General features: G+C 62.9%; 9 protein-coding genes. 8 read left to right on the forward strand and 1 reads right to left on the reverse strand.

The features are described 5' to 3' along the window. Window positions 1-11: 11 nt before the first annotated feature. From KEC45_RS03480 to KEC45_RS03505, 6 genes are all read left to right on the forward strand, one after another. Window positions 12-1,379, forward strand: coding sequence for a TolC family protein (locus tag KEC45_RS03480; protein WP_062183091.1), 1,368 nt, complete (start codon window positions 12-14; stop codon window positions 1,377-1,379). Further along, window positions 1,376-3,466: an ATP-binding cassette domain-containing protein gene (locus tag KEC45_RS03485; RefSeq protein WP_062183089.1), complete on the forward strand. Its 2,091-nt coding sequence runs from the start codon at window positions 1,376-1,378 to the stop codon at window positions 3,464-3,466. The genes KEC45_RS03480 and KEC45_RS03485 overlap by 4 nt, the downstream gene beginning before the upstream one ends. A 38-nt stretch (window positions 3,467-3,504) precedes the next feature. Beyond that, on the forward strand, window positions 3,505-4,626 hold the full coding sequence (locus tag KEC45_RS03490; protein ID WP_238586708.1) for an HlyD family efflux transporter periplasmic adaptor subunit: 1,122 nt from the start codon (window positions 3,505-3,507) through the stop codon (window positions 4,624-4,626). A 261-nt stretch (window positions 4,627-4,887) separates the two neighbouring features. Beyond that, entirely contained in the window at window positions 4,888-7,188 is a 2,301-nt protein-coding gene (locus KEC45_RS03495) for a TonB-dependent receptor (protein ID WP_252171491.1), read from the forward strand. 20 nt (window positions 7,189-7,208) lie between these two features. Then, on the forward strand, window positions 7,209-7,976 hold the full coding sequence (locus KEC45_RS03500; protein WP_152682406.1) for an aspartate dehydrogenase domain-containing protein: 768 nt from the start codon (window positions 7,209-7,211) through the stop codon (window positions 7,974-7,976). Next, complete coding sequence (locus KEC45_RS03505) at window positions 7,973-9,295, forward strand: MFS transporter (RefSeq protein WP_193749182.1); 1,323 nt, start codon at window positions 7,973-7,975, stop codon at window positions 9,293-9,295. The genes KEC45_RS03500 and KEC45_RS03505 overlap by 4 nt, the downstream gene beginning before the upstream one ends. 89 nt (window positions 9,296-9,384) lie before the next feature. Here KEC45_RS03505 and KEC45_RS03510 read toward each other — a convergent pair whose 3' ends face one another. Continuing rightward, on the reverse strand, window positions 9,385-11,169 hold the full coding sequence (locus KEC45_RS03510; RefSeq protein ID WP_062183070.1) for a hypothetical protein: 1,785 nt from the start codon (window positions 11,167-11,169) through the stop codon (window positions 9,385-9,387). Window positions 11,170-11,443: 274 nt separating this feature from the next. Here KEC45_RS03510 and KEC45_RS03515 point away from each other — a divergent pair, with 274 nt between their 5' ends. Both KEC45_RS03515 and KEC45_RS03520 read left to right on the forward strand, forming a co-directional pair. Further along, window positions 11,444-13,816, forward strand: a complete 2,373-nt coding sequence (locus KEC45_RS03515) for a TonB-dependent receptor (RefSeq protein ID WP_083435858.1) — start codon at window positions 11,444-11,446, stop codon at window positions 13,814-13,816. A gap of 17 nt (window positions 13,817-13,833) precedes the next feature. After that, window positions 13,834-15,588: a hypothetical protein gene (locus KEC45_RS03520; RefSeq protein ID WP_062183063.1), complete on the forward strand. Its 1,755-nt coding sequence runs from the start codon at window positions 13,834-13,836 to the stop codon at window positions 15,586-15,588. Window positions 15,589-15,590: the final 2 nt, after the last annotated feature.

Raw genomic sequence — 15,590 nt, forward strand, 5'->3', positions numbered from 1 at the left:
CCGTTGCCTGCATGATCGGCGAAGTGGCGGCGGCGGGGGGTGACACGGGGAAAGGGCGCATTGCGAGCGCGCGCGGCCGGTTCGCATCTGCAAAACTGGCGGCGCTGTCGTGCCTATGGATTTTGTCGCCGAACCCGGCGTCCGCTCAGGCTGTCACACCGCCGGTCTATGGTCCGCCGGGGGCGGAGGAGGCGCGCGCGGAGGGTTTGCCGTGGTTCGATCCGCAACTGGAGGAATTGGCGAACCGTGCGGTTGCGGACCACCCTTCGATCGTCGCGGCGAAAGCGAATGTCCGCGCTGCGGGCGCCGATCTCAGGGCCTCGCGCTGGCAACGCTTTCCAAGCTTTGGGGTCGAGGGGCTGATCCTCGGCCAGCGCAGCGACCGTGCGCAAGCCACCGTCACGGTCGAGCAGCCGATATGGACCGGGGGCCGGATAAAGGGCTCGATCGGCCGGGCGCGGGCGGCCGAACAGGCGGCGCTCGCCAGCTACGATCAGGCGATCCTCGATATCGCGCTGCAAGTGGCGGCGTCCTACTACGAATTTTTTCGCGCAACGCAGCGTCGCGCGATCCTCGACAGCAGCCTCGAGCAGCATCAGCGTCTGCTCGCGTCGATGGAACGGCGGGTTGCACAGGAGGTCAGCCCGCGGTCCGATCTGGAACTTGTTCGTGCGCGGACCGCGCAGGTCTCGCAGCAAATCAATCTGACCGTGGCGCAGCAGCAATCCGCGATTCAGCGCCTCCGCGAACTTGTCGGCGATCCCTTCTACACGGTGACGTCAACCTATCGCGAAGCTGCCGATTTGCCGAATCTCGACCGCGAAGCGCTGGTCGCGGCGGGGCTCGAATTCAATCCCGGGCTGCGCCGCGTGCGCCTGGAAGCCGAGGTCGCCGACGCCGACGCGCGGATCGCGAAAGCGCAGACGCTGCCGCAACTTAACGCGCAATATGGCTATGGCGAATTCAATGGCCATCAGATCGGCCTTGCCGTGCGGATGCAGATGGACGGCGGGCTTTCGCGCTTTGCCGCCGCCGACGCCGCCCGCCTGCGCCAATTGTCAAGCGAGGCACAGATCGGGACCGCCGAGCGCGAGCTTCGCGACATATTGGTGATCGATCATGTCGAATATGAAGCGGCGACGGCGCGGGCGGAGACGACGCGCTTCTCGGCGGAAGCATCGCAGCGCGTTACCGAATCCTATATGCGCCAGTTCACCAGCGGCCGGCGGACCTGGCTCGATGTAATGAACGCGGTTCGTGAGAGCACGACGGCGCAGATCGACGCGCTCGATGCGCGCGTGAACATGCTCGCCTATCTCACCCGGCTCATGATGCGGACGGGGCAATGGCAAACGGTCGGGGAGGCGAGCGGTCCATGAACCAGCCCCATCAGGAACTGATCGAGGCGCTCGCCCGCCGACGCGGCATCAGCCTGGCGCCGGATTGGGCGGCGGGGGCGCCCGGCGATCTGGATTTGAACGATCCCGAGGCCCTGACCAAGCTGGCCGCGGCTCTGAAATGGCCGGAGCCCCGGCAGGTTCGCGAACGACCGCGAGCAAACGCCTTCCCCTTGCTGATCCTGACGCCATCCGGCTGGGCGCTCGCCGAACAATGGGACACGCCGACGACCATCCGCGCGCTGGCGATCGGCGGGGCCCAACAGGTCGCGTGGGATAAGGATTGTCTGCTGATCGAGATGCGTTTTCCGGCGATGGCCGAAAGGCCGAATTTCATGCGCGCACGGAGCATATTCTGGTCCGCGATCATGCGCCGCAAGCATATATTGTTCGAGACGGTGGTCGCCACCATCGTGGTCAATACGCTCGCGCTTGCGACATCGCTCTACTCGATGCAGGTTTATGATCGTGTCATCCCTCGTGGCGGTTTCGCTACCCTATGGGTTTTGACGGCCGGGATCGGCTTCGCGCTGCTAATCGATTTCGTGATGCGCGTGATCCGGGCGTTAATGGTCGGGCGCGAAGCGATGGCCATCGATGCGGAGGTGTCGGAATATTTCTTCGATCGCATGCAGGCCGTCCGCCTCGACGCGCGGCCGCCGGGGATCGGAACGATGGCGGCACAATTGCGCGGGCTGGAACAGGTGCGCCAGATTTTTTCCTCCGCCTCGATCTTCGTCATGGCGGATCTGCCGTTTGCGCTGTTGTTTCTGGTCGTGATGGCCGTGATCGGCGGGGTTATCGCGATCGTGCCGCTGGCGATATTCGCGCTCTCGCTGCTGCTCGCCGTCATATTTTCACGCGGCATCCGCGAACATGCGGACAGGACGCAGGTCACGGGCAATCGCAAGAATGGCCTTTTGGTCGAAGCGCTCGACGCATCGGAAACGATCAAGGCCAATCGGGGCGGATGGCATATGCTCGCCGCGTGGAACGACCTGATCGACGCGGTCAATGGGCATGATGTGAAGGTTCAGCGCTGGTCGGTGTTCGCCAGTCAGACCTTCTCCTTTCTTCAGCAGGTCGCCTATGTCGGCATCGTCGTGTGGGGCGCCTATCGCGTCAATCAGGGCGACATGACGATGGGCGGACTGATCGCGTGCACGATCATCAGCGGCCGGATAAATGGCCCCCTCGTCGCCGCGCTGCCCGGCTTTGTCGTTCAATGGGGCTATGCCCGCGCATCGCTGCGCGCGCTCGACCAATTGCTGGCGATGCCGAGCGATCAGCCGCTCGATACGCAGAAGATTCGCCCCGACACGCTTTCCTCGGTCTTGAAGGCAGAAAATGTCGCCTTTTCACATGGGGAATCGCGCTTCGGCCTCGCCGTTCCGAAACTGGAAATCGGACCGGGGGAGCGCGTTGGAATCATCGGATCGGTCGGCGCGGGCAAATCGACTTTGCTCCGGCTGCTGGCCGGGCTGGTTCCGCCTCAGAAGGGGCATATGCTCCTCGGCGGCATCGCGCTCGACCAGATTGCGGAAGACAATCTGCGGCGCGAAATCTGCTATTTCCCCCAGGATTATCGGCTCGTGTCGGGCACCTTGCGGGACAATCTCACGATGGGCCTGCCGACCCTTTCGGACGATCACCTGCTCGAAGCGGCGTCGCGGACAGGGCTCGACGACTTGATACGGACGCACCCCAAGGGGCTCGATCTTCCGGTTTTCGAAGGCGGCGGCGGACTGTCGGGGGGGCAGCGCACCATGGTCGGCCTGGCCCGCGTCTTCCTTCTCAAGCCCCGATTCCTGCTGCTCGACGAGCCGACGTCCAATCTGGATCAGGAGAATGAGGCACGCGTTCTGGCTTTCCTCTCCAAGCTCAGCGATCCGTCGACGTCGGTCGTCATCGTCACGCACAAGCTGCAATTCCTTGGCGCTATGTCGCGCCTGCTCGTGATGCAGGCGGGACGCGTCGTGCTGGATGGCGACACGGCTTCGGTACTGGACAAATTGCGCCGTGGGGAAAAGGCGGCTTCCGCCGTTCAGCAGTCTCGGACCGGGAGCTAGGCATGGGGTTTCCCAGATTCTTATTCCGGCGCTCCAGCATGGTCATCAATGTGACCGCTATCGCGCTTGCCGGCCTCCTCGTCTGGGCGGGGTTCGCGGAGATCGATCAGGTCAGCCGCGCGACGGGACAGGTCATTCCCGCGGGCCGGGTGCAGGTGATCCAGAGCGCCGACGGCGGCGTGATCGGTGAAATCCTGGTGCGCGAAGGCGATCGCGTCCGTCGCGGGCAGAAACTCGTCGTCCTCGACCCCGTCCGCATTCAGGCGGCGGTGGAGGAATCGCGCGCTAAGGTCGCGAGCTATCGGACGATCAAAAGCCGGGTCGAGGCCGAACTGTTCAATCGTCCGCTGGTCTTCACGGACGATGTTCAGTCGTTTCCGGAGTTCGTCACCAATCAACGGCAACTCTACAGTCGCAGGCGCACCGCGCAGGCCGAGGACATCGGCACATTGCGGAACATGCAGGCGATCGCCCGCCGCGAGCTTGAAATGAATATGCCGCTGCTCGAATTTGGCGACGTCAGCCGCAGCGAGATCATGCGGCTGCAAAGGTCGGTTGCGGACATCGAAGGGCAGATTGCGAACCGGCAGAACAAATATCTTCAGGATCTACAGGCCGAATACAGCCGCACCGAAGAGGAGTTGGTTGTCGCCGAGCAGACGCTGAAACAACGGATCGCCGCGCTGGATGCGGCGATCCTTTTTGCGCCGACGGATGGCGTAGTCAAAAATGTGCGCTTCACGACGATCGGGGCTGTCCTGCGTCCAGGCGACGAGGTGTTGCAGATCGTCCCGACGGGCGACAAACTCATCATCGAGGCCAAGGTGTCGCCGGTCGATATCGCGTATCTGCGGGTCGGTCAGGACGCTTCAGTGAAATTCGATGCCTATGATTCCTCGATTTATGGCTCCGCAAATGGCCGGGTCACCTACATCAGCCCCGACACGCTGACCGAGCAAAAGCCAACCGGCGAGCAGATATTCTATCGCGTCAATGTCACGGCCGACGCGCGTTCGCTACGGCCCAGGGCAGGTGAAAAGATCGAGATTCAGCCGGGCATGACCGCCACTGTCGAGATCAAGACGGGGCGGAACACCGTGCTCAGATATCTGCTGAAGCCCATATCCAAGACATTCGGCGATTCCATGGGCGAACGCTGAGGGCGAGCCCCTCGATCGAAGGCAGCCGTTTCGGCAATGACCCTCGCGGCTGCGCGCATGTGCGCCGTCGTCCTGCGCCGCTCCGAATTAAACTCGCCTAACTCAAGACGTTGGCCAGCGGCGGTTCGGAGCCGCTGGAGGTATAGGGAATCGATATAGAAGGAGCCTGCAATATTATTTTTATTATAGGGCTCAGCTTCGCACTCTTGAGGCCGAACGGTTGTGACGGGACGCATGGCCCGGTCCGGGAGGGGCGAGAAAATGAAAAAAACGACTGCTGGAAATAGGGCTTTTCTGTTGCTGGGGGCGATGTCCGTCCTGACGGTGCCCGATATGGCGCTTGCGCAGGAGAAGGAAACATCCGGTGGCGGGCTCGAAGAGATCGTCGTCACCGCGCGGAAACGCGAAGAGAATTTGCAATCGGCGCCGCTGTCGGTCGCGGCAATCGGCGGTGATACGCTCGAAAAGGCCGGAATCGACGAATTTTCGGAAATCGCGAGCCGCGTGCCGGGCTTTACCTTCAACCCCGACAACGTGTCCGAACCGAATATCTTCCTGCGCGGCATCGGCACCGATATCGAAAGCGCCGCGTCGAACCCGGCGATCGGCTTTTTCCTGAACGACGTCTATCTGTCACGCGCGCAGGGCACCGCGATCGAATTGTTCGACCTTGAACGCGTCGAGATCGTCCGCGGGCCGCAGGGCACGCTCTATGGCAAGAATGTCGTCGGCGGCGCGATCAACTTCATCACCCGCAAACCGACCGACGAATTTCGTGCGGGGGCAGAGGCGGGCTTCGGCAATTATGGCAGCTTCGAGGTCAAGGCGAACGTCGCGGGCGGGCTCGGCGACGGGCTGTCGGGCAGCATCGCCGCGAGCGCGCGGCATCATGACGGCTATGCGCGCAACACGTTCACCGGCAACAACGTCGAGGATCTCGACGCCTATGGCGTGATGGCGCAGCTCCGCTACCAGCCGGACGACCGGCTCGACATTTTGCTGACCGGCGACCTCACGCGGCGGCGCGGCGGTGGTAAGTGGGTCGATATCCAGACGCCGTCGGATCATAATATCCCGTTCGTGAACCCCGAACGGCGGCGCGGCCCGAACAATATCGACGGCAAGCAGGATGCCGATCTGGGCGGTGTCCATTTGAGCGCAAATTACGACACCGGCTCGGGCACGATCACGTCGGTGACCGCGTATCGCGAAGGCAAGTTCGCGTCGGTCAACAATGATGCGGGCAGCTTCATCGATTTCACGAAGATGATCTATGGCGCGGACGGCCGCATCGATTTCGGCGCGATCGACCATTCGCTGTTCAACGATGATTATTATATCAACGACAAGGATGAAACCGCGAAGAGTTTTTCGCAGGATCTGCGTTTCCGGTCGGACTTCGACGGACCGTTCAATCTGCTCGCGGGGCTCTACTACCAGCACGAGAGCGTCGATCGCACCGAGATCGCCGACTATATCTTCGTCGAATTCTATGCGCAGGGCAAAGAGATCGCCGAAACGCGGCTGAAGAGCGATACCTGGGCGGCGTTCGCCGAAGGCACGTTCGACATCACCGACACGCTGGGGGTGACTGCGGGCATCCGCTACACCAAGGACCGGAAGCGCTTTTCGGTCTATCGCGAGACGATCGGCGATTTCCTCGGCGCCGAGTTCGAGGATGAGAACGGCAATTTCACCCGCGCCTTTTCGGCATCGAGCAAGCAGAGCTGGGACGCATGGACGCCCAGCGTCAACCTGCACTGGCAGCCGGCAAAGGACGTCTATGTCTATGGCCTCGTCTCGAAGGGCTATAAATCGGGCGGCTGGAACGGCGAGAATGCCACCAACCCGGGCGAGGCGCGCCTCGCTTACGATCCTGAATATGCGTGGAATTACGAGCTCGGGACCAAGACGACCTGGCTCGACAACCGGCTGCGTTTCAACGTCACCGGCTTCTGGACCGAGTATAAGGACCTGCAGACGCAGCAGTTCGTGATCTTCGACCCGAACTTGCCCGCCGACAATGTCATCTCGAACGCCGGCAAGGCGCGGGTGAAAGGGATCGAACTCGAAACCGCGCTCGCTCCGGTCGACGGCGTGACGCTCTTCGCCAACTATACCTATATGGATGCAAAGATCACCGGCGACCTCATCAGCACCGAACTGCAATATGACCCGAGCTGCTTCTGTTCGGTGCCGGTGCCGACGAACTTGAAGGGCAACCGGTTGCGGCGTTCGCCCAAAAACTCGTTCAGCGTGGGGGGCGACGTGACGGTGCCGGTCAGCAGCCGGATCAACGCTTTCGTGCGCGCCGACTATAACTGGACCGACGATTTCTTCTTCGACAATGAGAACAGCCCGCGCACGCGGCAGAAATCGGTCGGTGTGCTGAACGGGTCGATCGGCATTGCGACCGAGGACGACAAATGGGAATTGCGCCTCTGGGCCAAGAACCTGACCAACGAACTCTATGAATCGGGAAAGAGTGACGTGATCGGCTCGGTCCTCGTCTCGTACAATCCGCCGCGCACCTATGGCGTGACGCTTCGCTGGAAATATTGATCGCGCGGGGGCGGGCGGCGATGCGTATCGGGCTGATCGGTTTCGGTTTCATCGGAGCCGAGCTCTACCGGCGCATCGCCGCTAGCGACCGGCGGGACGAGGTCGTCTTCATCCACTCGCGTTCGCGCGAGCGACTGGCGGGATTGCCAGAGGAGGTGATCCTCGACGACCTGTCGGCCGCGCCCGACCGATCCCCCGACCTGATCGTCGAAATGGCGGGGCCGGAAGTCAGCTGCCAATATGGCACGGCTTTCCTGGCCTTTGCCGACTATATGCCACTGTCGCTGACCGCGCTCGCCGACGAGGCGCTGTGCGACCGCCTGACCGACGCGGCGGGGCGATCGGGGCGATCGCTGCTCGTTCCGCATGGGGCGCTTGTGGGTCTCGACAGCCTCGTCGAATGGCGCGACATGTGGGACGAGGTCTCGATCAGCTTTCGCAAGCCGCCATCGAGCCTTGGGGTGACAGGGGCGGGGGCAATGCAAGAGACTATATTGTTTGACGGCAGCGTTCGCGACATTGCGGCGCGTTATCCGCACAATGTCAACGCGATGGTCGCCTGCGCGCTGGCCACGACCGGCCTCGACCGCTGCCGCGCACGGCTCATTTCCGATCCCGCCATCGATTGCCTCGAACTTGCAGTCGAGGCGCGCGGGCATGACGGCTCGCGCCTGTCGATCTGTCGCCGCCAACCCGCACGCGGTGTTTCGGGAAGCGAAATGGCCGCCGCCGTCCATGCTTCGGTATGCCGGGTGGGCGGCCGCGCGGACGCGATGGCGTTCGTATGACCATCGACGAAAGCGGTCCCGTCCCGATCCAGCCGGTTGTCGACCGGCTTGCGTTCGGCGCTTTTCATGCGCGCGTGCTCGCGCTCGTCGCAGGGGTCATCCTGCTCGACGGGTTCGACATCCAGCTTGCCGCCTTCGCCGCGCCCGCAATCCTCGCCGACTGGCAGATTGGCTCGGCCGCGCTTGCCCCCGTCATGGCCGCGTCGCTGCTGGGCATGGCGGTGGGAACTAGCGTCGGCGGCCGGATCGGCGACCGTTACGGACGGCGCAGGGCATTGATCGGCGCGGCCTTCTGGTTCGGCGCGACCGCGATGCTCACCGCGCTTTGCCGCGATGTGACGAGCTTTTCGGTGCTTCGCTTCATCACCGGCCTCGGCCTTGGCGCGGCGGTCCCGAACGCGACGGCGCTGGTCGCCGAATGGATGCCGGAACGCGCGCGCAACTACGCGCTCACAATCATTTCGGTCGGGGTGCCGTGCGGCGGCATTGTCGGCGCGGGGCTCGCCTCCTGGCTGATCCCCGCCTATGGATGGCCCGCCGCCTTTCTGGTGGGCGGGGGATTGCCGCTGCTGCTTGGCATCCTGATGATCGGCGCGCTCCCCGAATCCCCGATATTGCTCGCGCGGCGCGGCGATGCCGATGCACGGATCGCGGCGCTTGTTGCGCAAGCGGGCGGCACGGCGACGGGGCCGTTCGCGCCGCCGCCCGTCGTTGCGCAGGGCGGGCATGTTCTTTCGCCGTCGCTGCGGCGCTCGACGATCGGGATGAGCATCGCCTTCTTCGCCGCGCTGATGGCCGTCTATGCGTTGCTTAGCTGGGTCCCCGTGCTGTTGACGGGGGCGGGGTTCGAAATGGCGAGCGCGATCCGTGGAGCGATGATCCTCAACCTGTCGGGGGTCGCGACCTCGTTCGCGCTCACCTGGCTGATGCTGCGTATCGGGTCGCGGCGTACGATGATCGGAACGATCTGCGCGGGTCTTGCCGCGCTGGCTTTGTGGGCCGTGCTGCTCCACACGCCCGGCGTTCCGCATGGCGCGATCCTGTTCGGTCTCGCGCTCGCCGGAGCGGGGGTGTTGTCGCTTCAGGTGCTGTTGCTCACCCTGTCGGCGCATGTCTTTCCGGTCGAGTGCCGGTCCGCGGGCATCGGCTATTCGATCAGCGTCGGACGGCTTGGTGCGATTGCCAGCGCGTTCGGCGCGGGCTTCCTGCTCGCGCGTCCGAACGGGCTGCTGCTCTATTTCGGGCTGGTCGCGGCGGCGCTAATGTTGCTGGCCGCCGCGATGCTCCTCGTCGACCGCCACCTGCCGCCGCGCGATTAGGGTGTGACGATCGCTTTCTGAATAGGAAGGCCTGTGCCCCTGCCTTCGCGGGGGGCACGCAGTTTCTTCAATCGAAGTCGGACAGCACCCTAATCGCGTGGCGGCCAGGGCTTCGCAGGCGCCTTGAACGAGGGCGTGCCGATCAGCGGCGACGACAGCGCGTAGAAGCCGTGATTGGTGAAAGCCCACAGGATGTTGCGGTCATATTCGGCGAAGATGCCATAGGTCAGATTACCCTGCGACTGGCCGCCGGTTTCGGCCTCGGTCGGGAAGCGCGGGACGAAATAGCCGGCAATCGACGGCTTGGTCGGATCCTTCACGTCGAAAATCTGAACCCCGCCGTTGTAAAAGGCATAGGCGACCACGCCGTCGCGAAAGCGGCCGGGTTGCGTGAGGTAACCCGACCGTTTGGGGCCAAAGCTGCCGCGCCGTTGGCAGAAATCGGTGAAGGCGGCGTCGGCGGGCGGGATGGGGCGGGGGAATTTGGCGGCGATTTTCAGCTTCGCCGGGTCGCGCGCATCGACGACCAGTATGTCCTTGTACGGCTCATAACATTCGTCGTTCATCGGATAGCCGTTGGTGAAGATATAGCCGGTCCGCTCATATTGGCTGAGGTCGACATTATCGAATTCTGTTCCCGCGAATTTCGGGACCTGATTGACGTGCCCGACGATCCTGATGTCGGCGGGATTGCTGATGTCGAGCGAATAGAGGCCGAGCCCCGCCATCGCGCCAAAGGCGATCTTGCCGCCCTCGTCGGGCGCCTTGGTCATGAACGGGGGCATGCGCGATCCGAACCAGGAGGTGCGATTGCCCGCGCGTGGGTTCATCAGATAGGCCGCTTCATGGCCCGGATCGCCGAGGATTTGGCCGGGCGCGGCGAACTGGCTGACGAAGGTCGGGTTCGCGGGATCGGTCATGTCCCAGACCTGATAGCCCGGGGTATAAATATAGTCGGCGAATTCCGTCAGCATGAAACGGTCGTCGGGCGCGGCCGACAGGAACATATATTTGCCCCCGTTCCATGCCGGGATGTCGAGCACGCCCGATCCCTGCTGTTGGCCCAGGGGGGCGTCGGGATGGCGATAGTCGCTCGTCCGCTCGGCAACGAGCTTCCACTGGTCGGGCAACGGACCGTCCATCACATAGACGCGAAAGCCCTTGAGGCCCTTCCAGTGCTTCAGCGTCTCTACGCCTTCGGGTTCGCGATATTTTTCGTCCATGATGCCATAGCGCGGGACCTCGAACGCCTGCACCATCACATATTTGCCGAGCCCCTTGTGCCACGAGATATTCGCGGCGCCAAAGCCTTCGCCCTTGCCATAGGGATTGACGATGTCGGGCTTGCCATGGGCGCCGATGCGCTGGCCGCGGCGATAGACGAGCTTCGCCTTGCGCGGATCGGTGATGTCGAACACGCCGACGCCCGACCGGTAATAGGTGTACATATAGCGTTTGCCGCCAAAGTCGGCGATCGACTGCCACGTGTGTCCGGTCGACGGAATGAAGCCCGTGAAGCTCAGGACCTCGACATTCTTTTTATAGCTCTTCTGGTCCCAATGATCGAGTTGGCCGGGGAAGTTCGGCGCCGTGCGGACGAGCGGCGTCGCCTTGGGGTGGACGAAATGGCCGGTCGCCGCGTCCATGCCATAATCCTTGCCCGGCACCGGCGGCTCGGGCTTGCGGTTATAGGTCAGGTTCCACCAGGCGCGGATGTCGGGATCGGGAATGTCGCTTTCCTGCGCCGTCAGCGGCGGGACTGGCTTCGCCGCGGCTTCCGCCGGTTCGTCAGCGAGCGACGGAGCTGCGAGCCCAGTCAAAAGAAGGGCCAGAACGCCCACCGACGCCGTGCGCATGACAAGATTGTGCCGCATTCAAGCCTCCCAAAACGAAATCCGGTATTGCTTGTCGGCCCGCCGGCCATGGCGATCCAATATTCGATAGCCGGGGTGCTATAATCTTTCATGGATAGCCGGGCGCAGTCGGTCTTCGTCAATCTGCTATAGCCAAATCAGAATAGAGATATCCTCATAATCTATTATATAGATATATGGAGATGACTAGGTTTCGGCCGTCCAATCGTTCAGGCCGATACGGAACCTTCCCGCAAGAGGACAAGGTGCGTCCGGCCGCTGGGGAGGCTATGTAATGCGAATGAACCGAAACTGGCGCTGCGCCTTGCTCGTAACCGCCGCAGCATGTGCGCTGCCCGGAACTGCCGAAGCGCAGTCGGCGCCCGCCGCCGAAGGCTATGGCGACGAGATTGTCGTAACCGCACGCAAGCGCGAGGAAACTCTGCAGGATGTGCCGATTTCGGTGCAGGCCTTCAGCAGCGCGGCTCTCGAACGCTCGGGCATCAAGGACTTTTCGGAAATCGCCTATCGCGTTCCCGGGCTGAAGCTCAGCGCCGAACGCGCTGTCGACACCGAGCTTTTCATTCGCGGCATCGGCTCTGACATCCAGGGTGCGGGCGCCGACGGTGCGGTCGGTATCTTCCTCGACGGTGCCTATATGTCGCGCGGCACCGGGTCGCTGCTCGATCTTTACGATCTAGAGCGCGTCGAGGTGCTGAAGGGGCCGCAGTCGCTGCGCTTCGGCAAGAGTGTTGTCGGCGGCCTCATCAACTATGTGACCAAAAAGCCGGGCAAGGAATTCGAGGGGCGCTTCGAGGCGACCTATGGCAATTACAACAGGCTCGACGCCGCGGCCTCGGTTCGCGGTCCGGTGTCCGACACGCTCGGGCTCGGGCTGACGGTCAGCTCGCGCAAGCATGACGGCTATGCGACCAACACCCGCGGCGGTGACGAGGAGGACCAGAATGTCCAGTCGGTCCGCGGCCAACTTCGCTGGCAACCCGATGCGACGCTCGATATCAACCTGTCGGCCGATTATACGCGGCACCGCGACGGCGCGCGCTGGGTCGATATCATCGTCCCCGGCGACAGCGAGGAAGTGACCTTCAACAGCTTCTTCGCGCCGCCGATCGCAAGCTTGCCGGGCTTTGTCCTGCCCGACCGCAACGCACCGTTCCGCAGCGCCGAGCGCCGCCGCGGCGCGCATAATTTCACCGGCTTCCAGAATTCGGACATGTACGGTCTCAGTGGCTCGATCGAATGGCAGGCGAGCGACGCACTCAGCATTGTGTCGCAGACCGCGTGGCGCGATTCCTCGCTCGCGGCGCGCGAGGACGGATCGGGCATGTTTTTCAACTTCGCGATCGATCCCGCGACGGGCGCGCCCGACATCACGCCGGCAATGCTCGCCGGGCTCGACACTTATCTCGCGACCGTTCCGGACAGCTATTTCGACAGCGGCAAGGCGGAGGATGTGCGCCAATTCTCGCAGGAACTGCGCCTGCGCTGGAACAATGGCGGCCCGCTCCAGATCGAAGGCGGGGTCTTTTACATGCGCGAGAAGATCCGCCGCGCCGAGGACGTGAATTTCCTCTTCGCCGATTTCTCGTCGATCACCGAATTCGCCTTTTCGATGGCATTCGGCGGCACTCCGGCATCGCCTTTCCCAGGCAGCAATCACACCGTCACGACGTCGAAGAACGACAATATCGGCGTCTTCGGCGAACTCAGCTACAGCATCACCGATCAGCTCACGTTCGAGGCGGGGCTCCGCTACGCCTACGACCGCAAGAATTACACCAATGATCGGTCGGGCGTGTCGTTCGAGGGCGCCCCGGTCGATTTCACCGTTTCGGACAAGCAGAGCTGGGACGCCTGGCTGCCGAGCGCCACGCTGCGCTACGAGCCGAGCGACAATGCGACCTTCTATGCCCGCTATGCAAAGGGGTACAAACCCGGCGGCTGGACCGGCGAGGACGCCAACACCCCCGCCGAGGCGCTGGTATCGTTCGACCCCGAAACCGCCGACAGCTTCGAACTGGGCGCCAAGCTCGCGCTTGCCGACCGGCGGCTCTTCGTCAACGCCGCGGCCTATTATACGCTCTATGACAATCTGCAGACCAACCAGTTCCTGTCGCCCGGGCCGGGCCTGCCGCCCGACAATTTCGTGTTCAACGCGGCGAACGGCACGCGCGCCTATGGCCTCGAACTCGACATTCAGGCGCGGATCAGCGACGCCTTCACCCTGTCGGGCAACTACGCCTATTCAAAGTGCAACTTCACCGGCGAACTGATCATCGATGACGACGGCACCGACCTCGACGGCAATAGCTGCCGCCGTACTCCGAAACATGCATTCGGCATCGCGGCGAACCTTGACCAACCGATCAGCGAGAGCCTTGTCCTCGTCGCGGGCAGCGATTTTCAATATACCGGCGCCAATTTCTTCGACAATCCGAACACTCCGATCCTGAAGTTCGACAGCGAAATCCTGCTGAATGCCCGCATCGGCGTGCGCGACGTTGACGACAAATGGGAACTGACCGCGTGGGCGAAGAACCTGACGAACGAGCTCAATTATACGAGCAAGCTCGAACTGTTCGGCACGATATACGGCACTTACATTCCGCCGCGCACCTATGGCGTGACGGCGCGATTCCGGTTCTGAGCGGCAGGGAGGCCAATATGAAGAGCGGTAGCAAATATTGGGCGGGCGGCGCGGCGATGCTGGCGGCATTGCTTTATCCCGCAATCCTGGCTGCCGCCGATTGGTCGGGCGGCCATGAGCCCGGCCCGATAGACGTCCGCGATCCATGGTTAAAGGCGTGGCAGGATGCGACGCCCGAAAACCCGCCCGCCGATCCGGTGCCCGGGGTCGATTACGGCATGAACTCCAACGGCAGCTTCCGCCATCCCGCCTCGACGCGCCTGACCACTGATGTTCCGGGCTTTCCCGGCCAGCTCGATGGGTGGGATCAGAACAGCTATGCAAAGAATGTCGAGGTCGTCGCTTTCTACCCCGCGGTAACCTCGCCGTGGCACGCCTGGGCGAATGTCGTCGATTTCGGCGGGCGTCGTTATCTTTACACGCACGACCGCGACTATCTGCGCATCCTCGACGTCACCGACCCGCGACAAGCGAAGATCGTCTGGTCGAAGGGCGGGGTATGGGATGCAAAGGGATCGAGCGAGGATTGGGACGCGTCGGCGGTCACTGATTATTTCGGCGGCGTCACCATCGCGTGGAACAAGAAATTACAGCGCAACGTGCTGATCGCCTCCTACGAGATCGGGCGCTTCGGGCTGCTCGAGGATAAACGGCGCCAGCCCGACAAGGTCGCGGCGCAGCGCCGCTATAACTCGCTCAAAGGGTTCAAGGTCTTTGTGATGAACGGGCCGACGCCCGACAGATGGGACCTGATCGCGACGCGTACGACCGACTATAAACATCCCGAAGCGCCCATCGGCGAGCAGCAAGGGTCGGGCGCACTCGACGCGGTGACCTGGTGGGGCGGAAAATATATGCTGCTCTCCGCGGCGCCCGACGACAGCTACGGCCTGACCGAATATCCCGATTATCTCTATTCGCCGGGCTATCAGGTCTGGGACATGGACGATCCTGCGAACCCGAAGTTCGTTTCGCAGATCACCGTGCCCGGGCAGGTGCTTGGCGACAAAGCGAGCGAGGCCGCCTATCGCGCCAATCCGCGCGCGGGCAACCGGACGAGCTGGATGGGATCGCGCAACCCGATCGTGCTGACCAAGCCGGTTGAGGGCGGCGGCCGGATCGGCTTCGGCGGCATGGGAGGGCTCGGCTTCTATACCTTCGATCTCAAGAATCCGGCGCAGCCGAAAACGCTCGGCCATCTCAGCGTCCCGCCGAGCTTTGCCGGGACCGAGTTCGATAATGTCGACGTCAGCCAATATGACCGCACCGGCTTCGTCTTCTCGAACGGCTATCCGATGAACGAGAGCTGTTACGAGCCCTATAAAGATATTTTCTCGATCGATGTGCGCGATCCGGCGCATCCGAAGGTCGCGGCAAAGTTCCCACGGCCGGTGCCGCCGCCCGGCGCTGGCTTCACCGACTATTGCCAGCGCCGCGGCAGCTTCGGGCCGAAGCGTTCGGGCGGGCTGGGTCAGCCTGAGCGCGGACGGCAGGGGCTCGCCATCTATGCTTTCTATAACGCCGGTATCCAGATCTTTGATGTGAAGGATCCGGCGAAGCCGACGATTGCGGGCTATTTTGTCCCGCGTTTCCCGACCGACAAGGAATTGCCGAGCTATACGTTCGGTAACTCGACCTTCGCGGTCTATACCGAATATGACCGCAACATCATCTGGGCATTTTCGGTGAACGGCGTCTACGCCTTGTCGAGCCCGCTGCTCGGCAAGCCCAATCTTGGCGCGCCGAAGACGATCTGGCCCGAACGCCGCTGACT

The sequence above is a fragment of the Sphingopyxis sp. USTB-05 genome (assembly GCF_023822045.1).
In the GTDB taxonomy this organism is placed as follows: Bacteria; Pseudomonadota; Alphaproteobacteria; order Sphingomonadales; family Sphingomonadaceae; genus Sphingopyxis.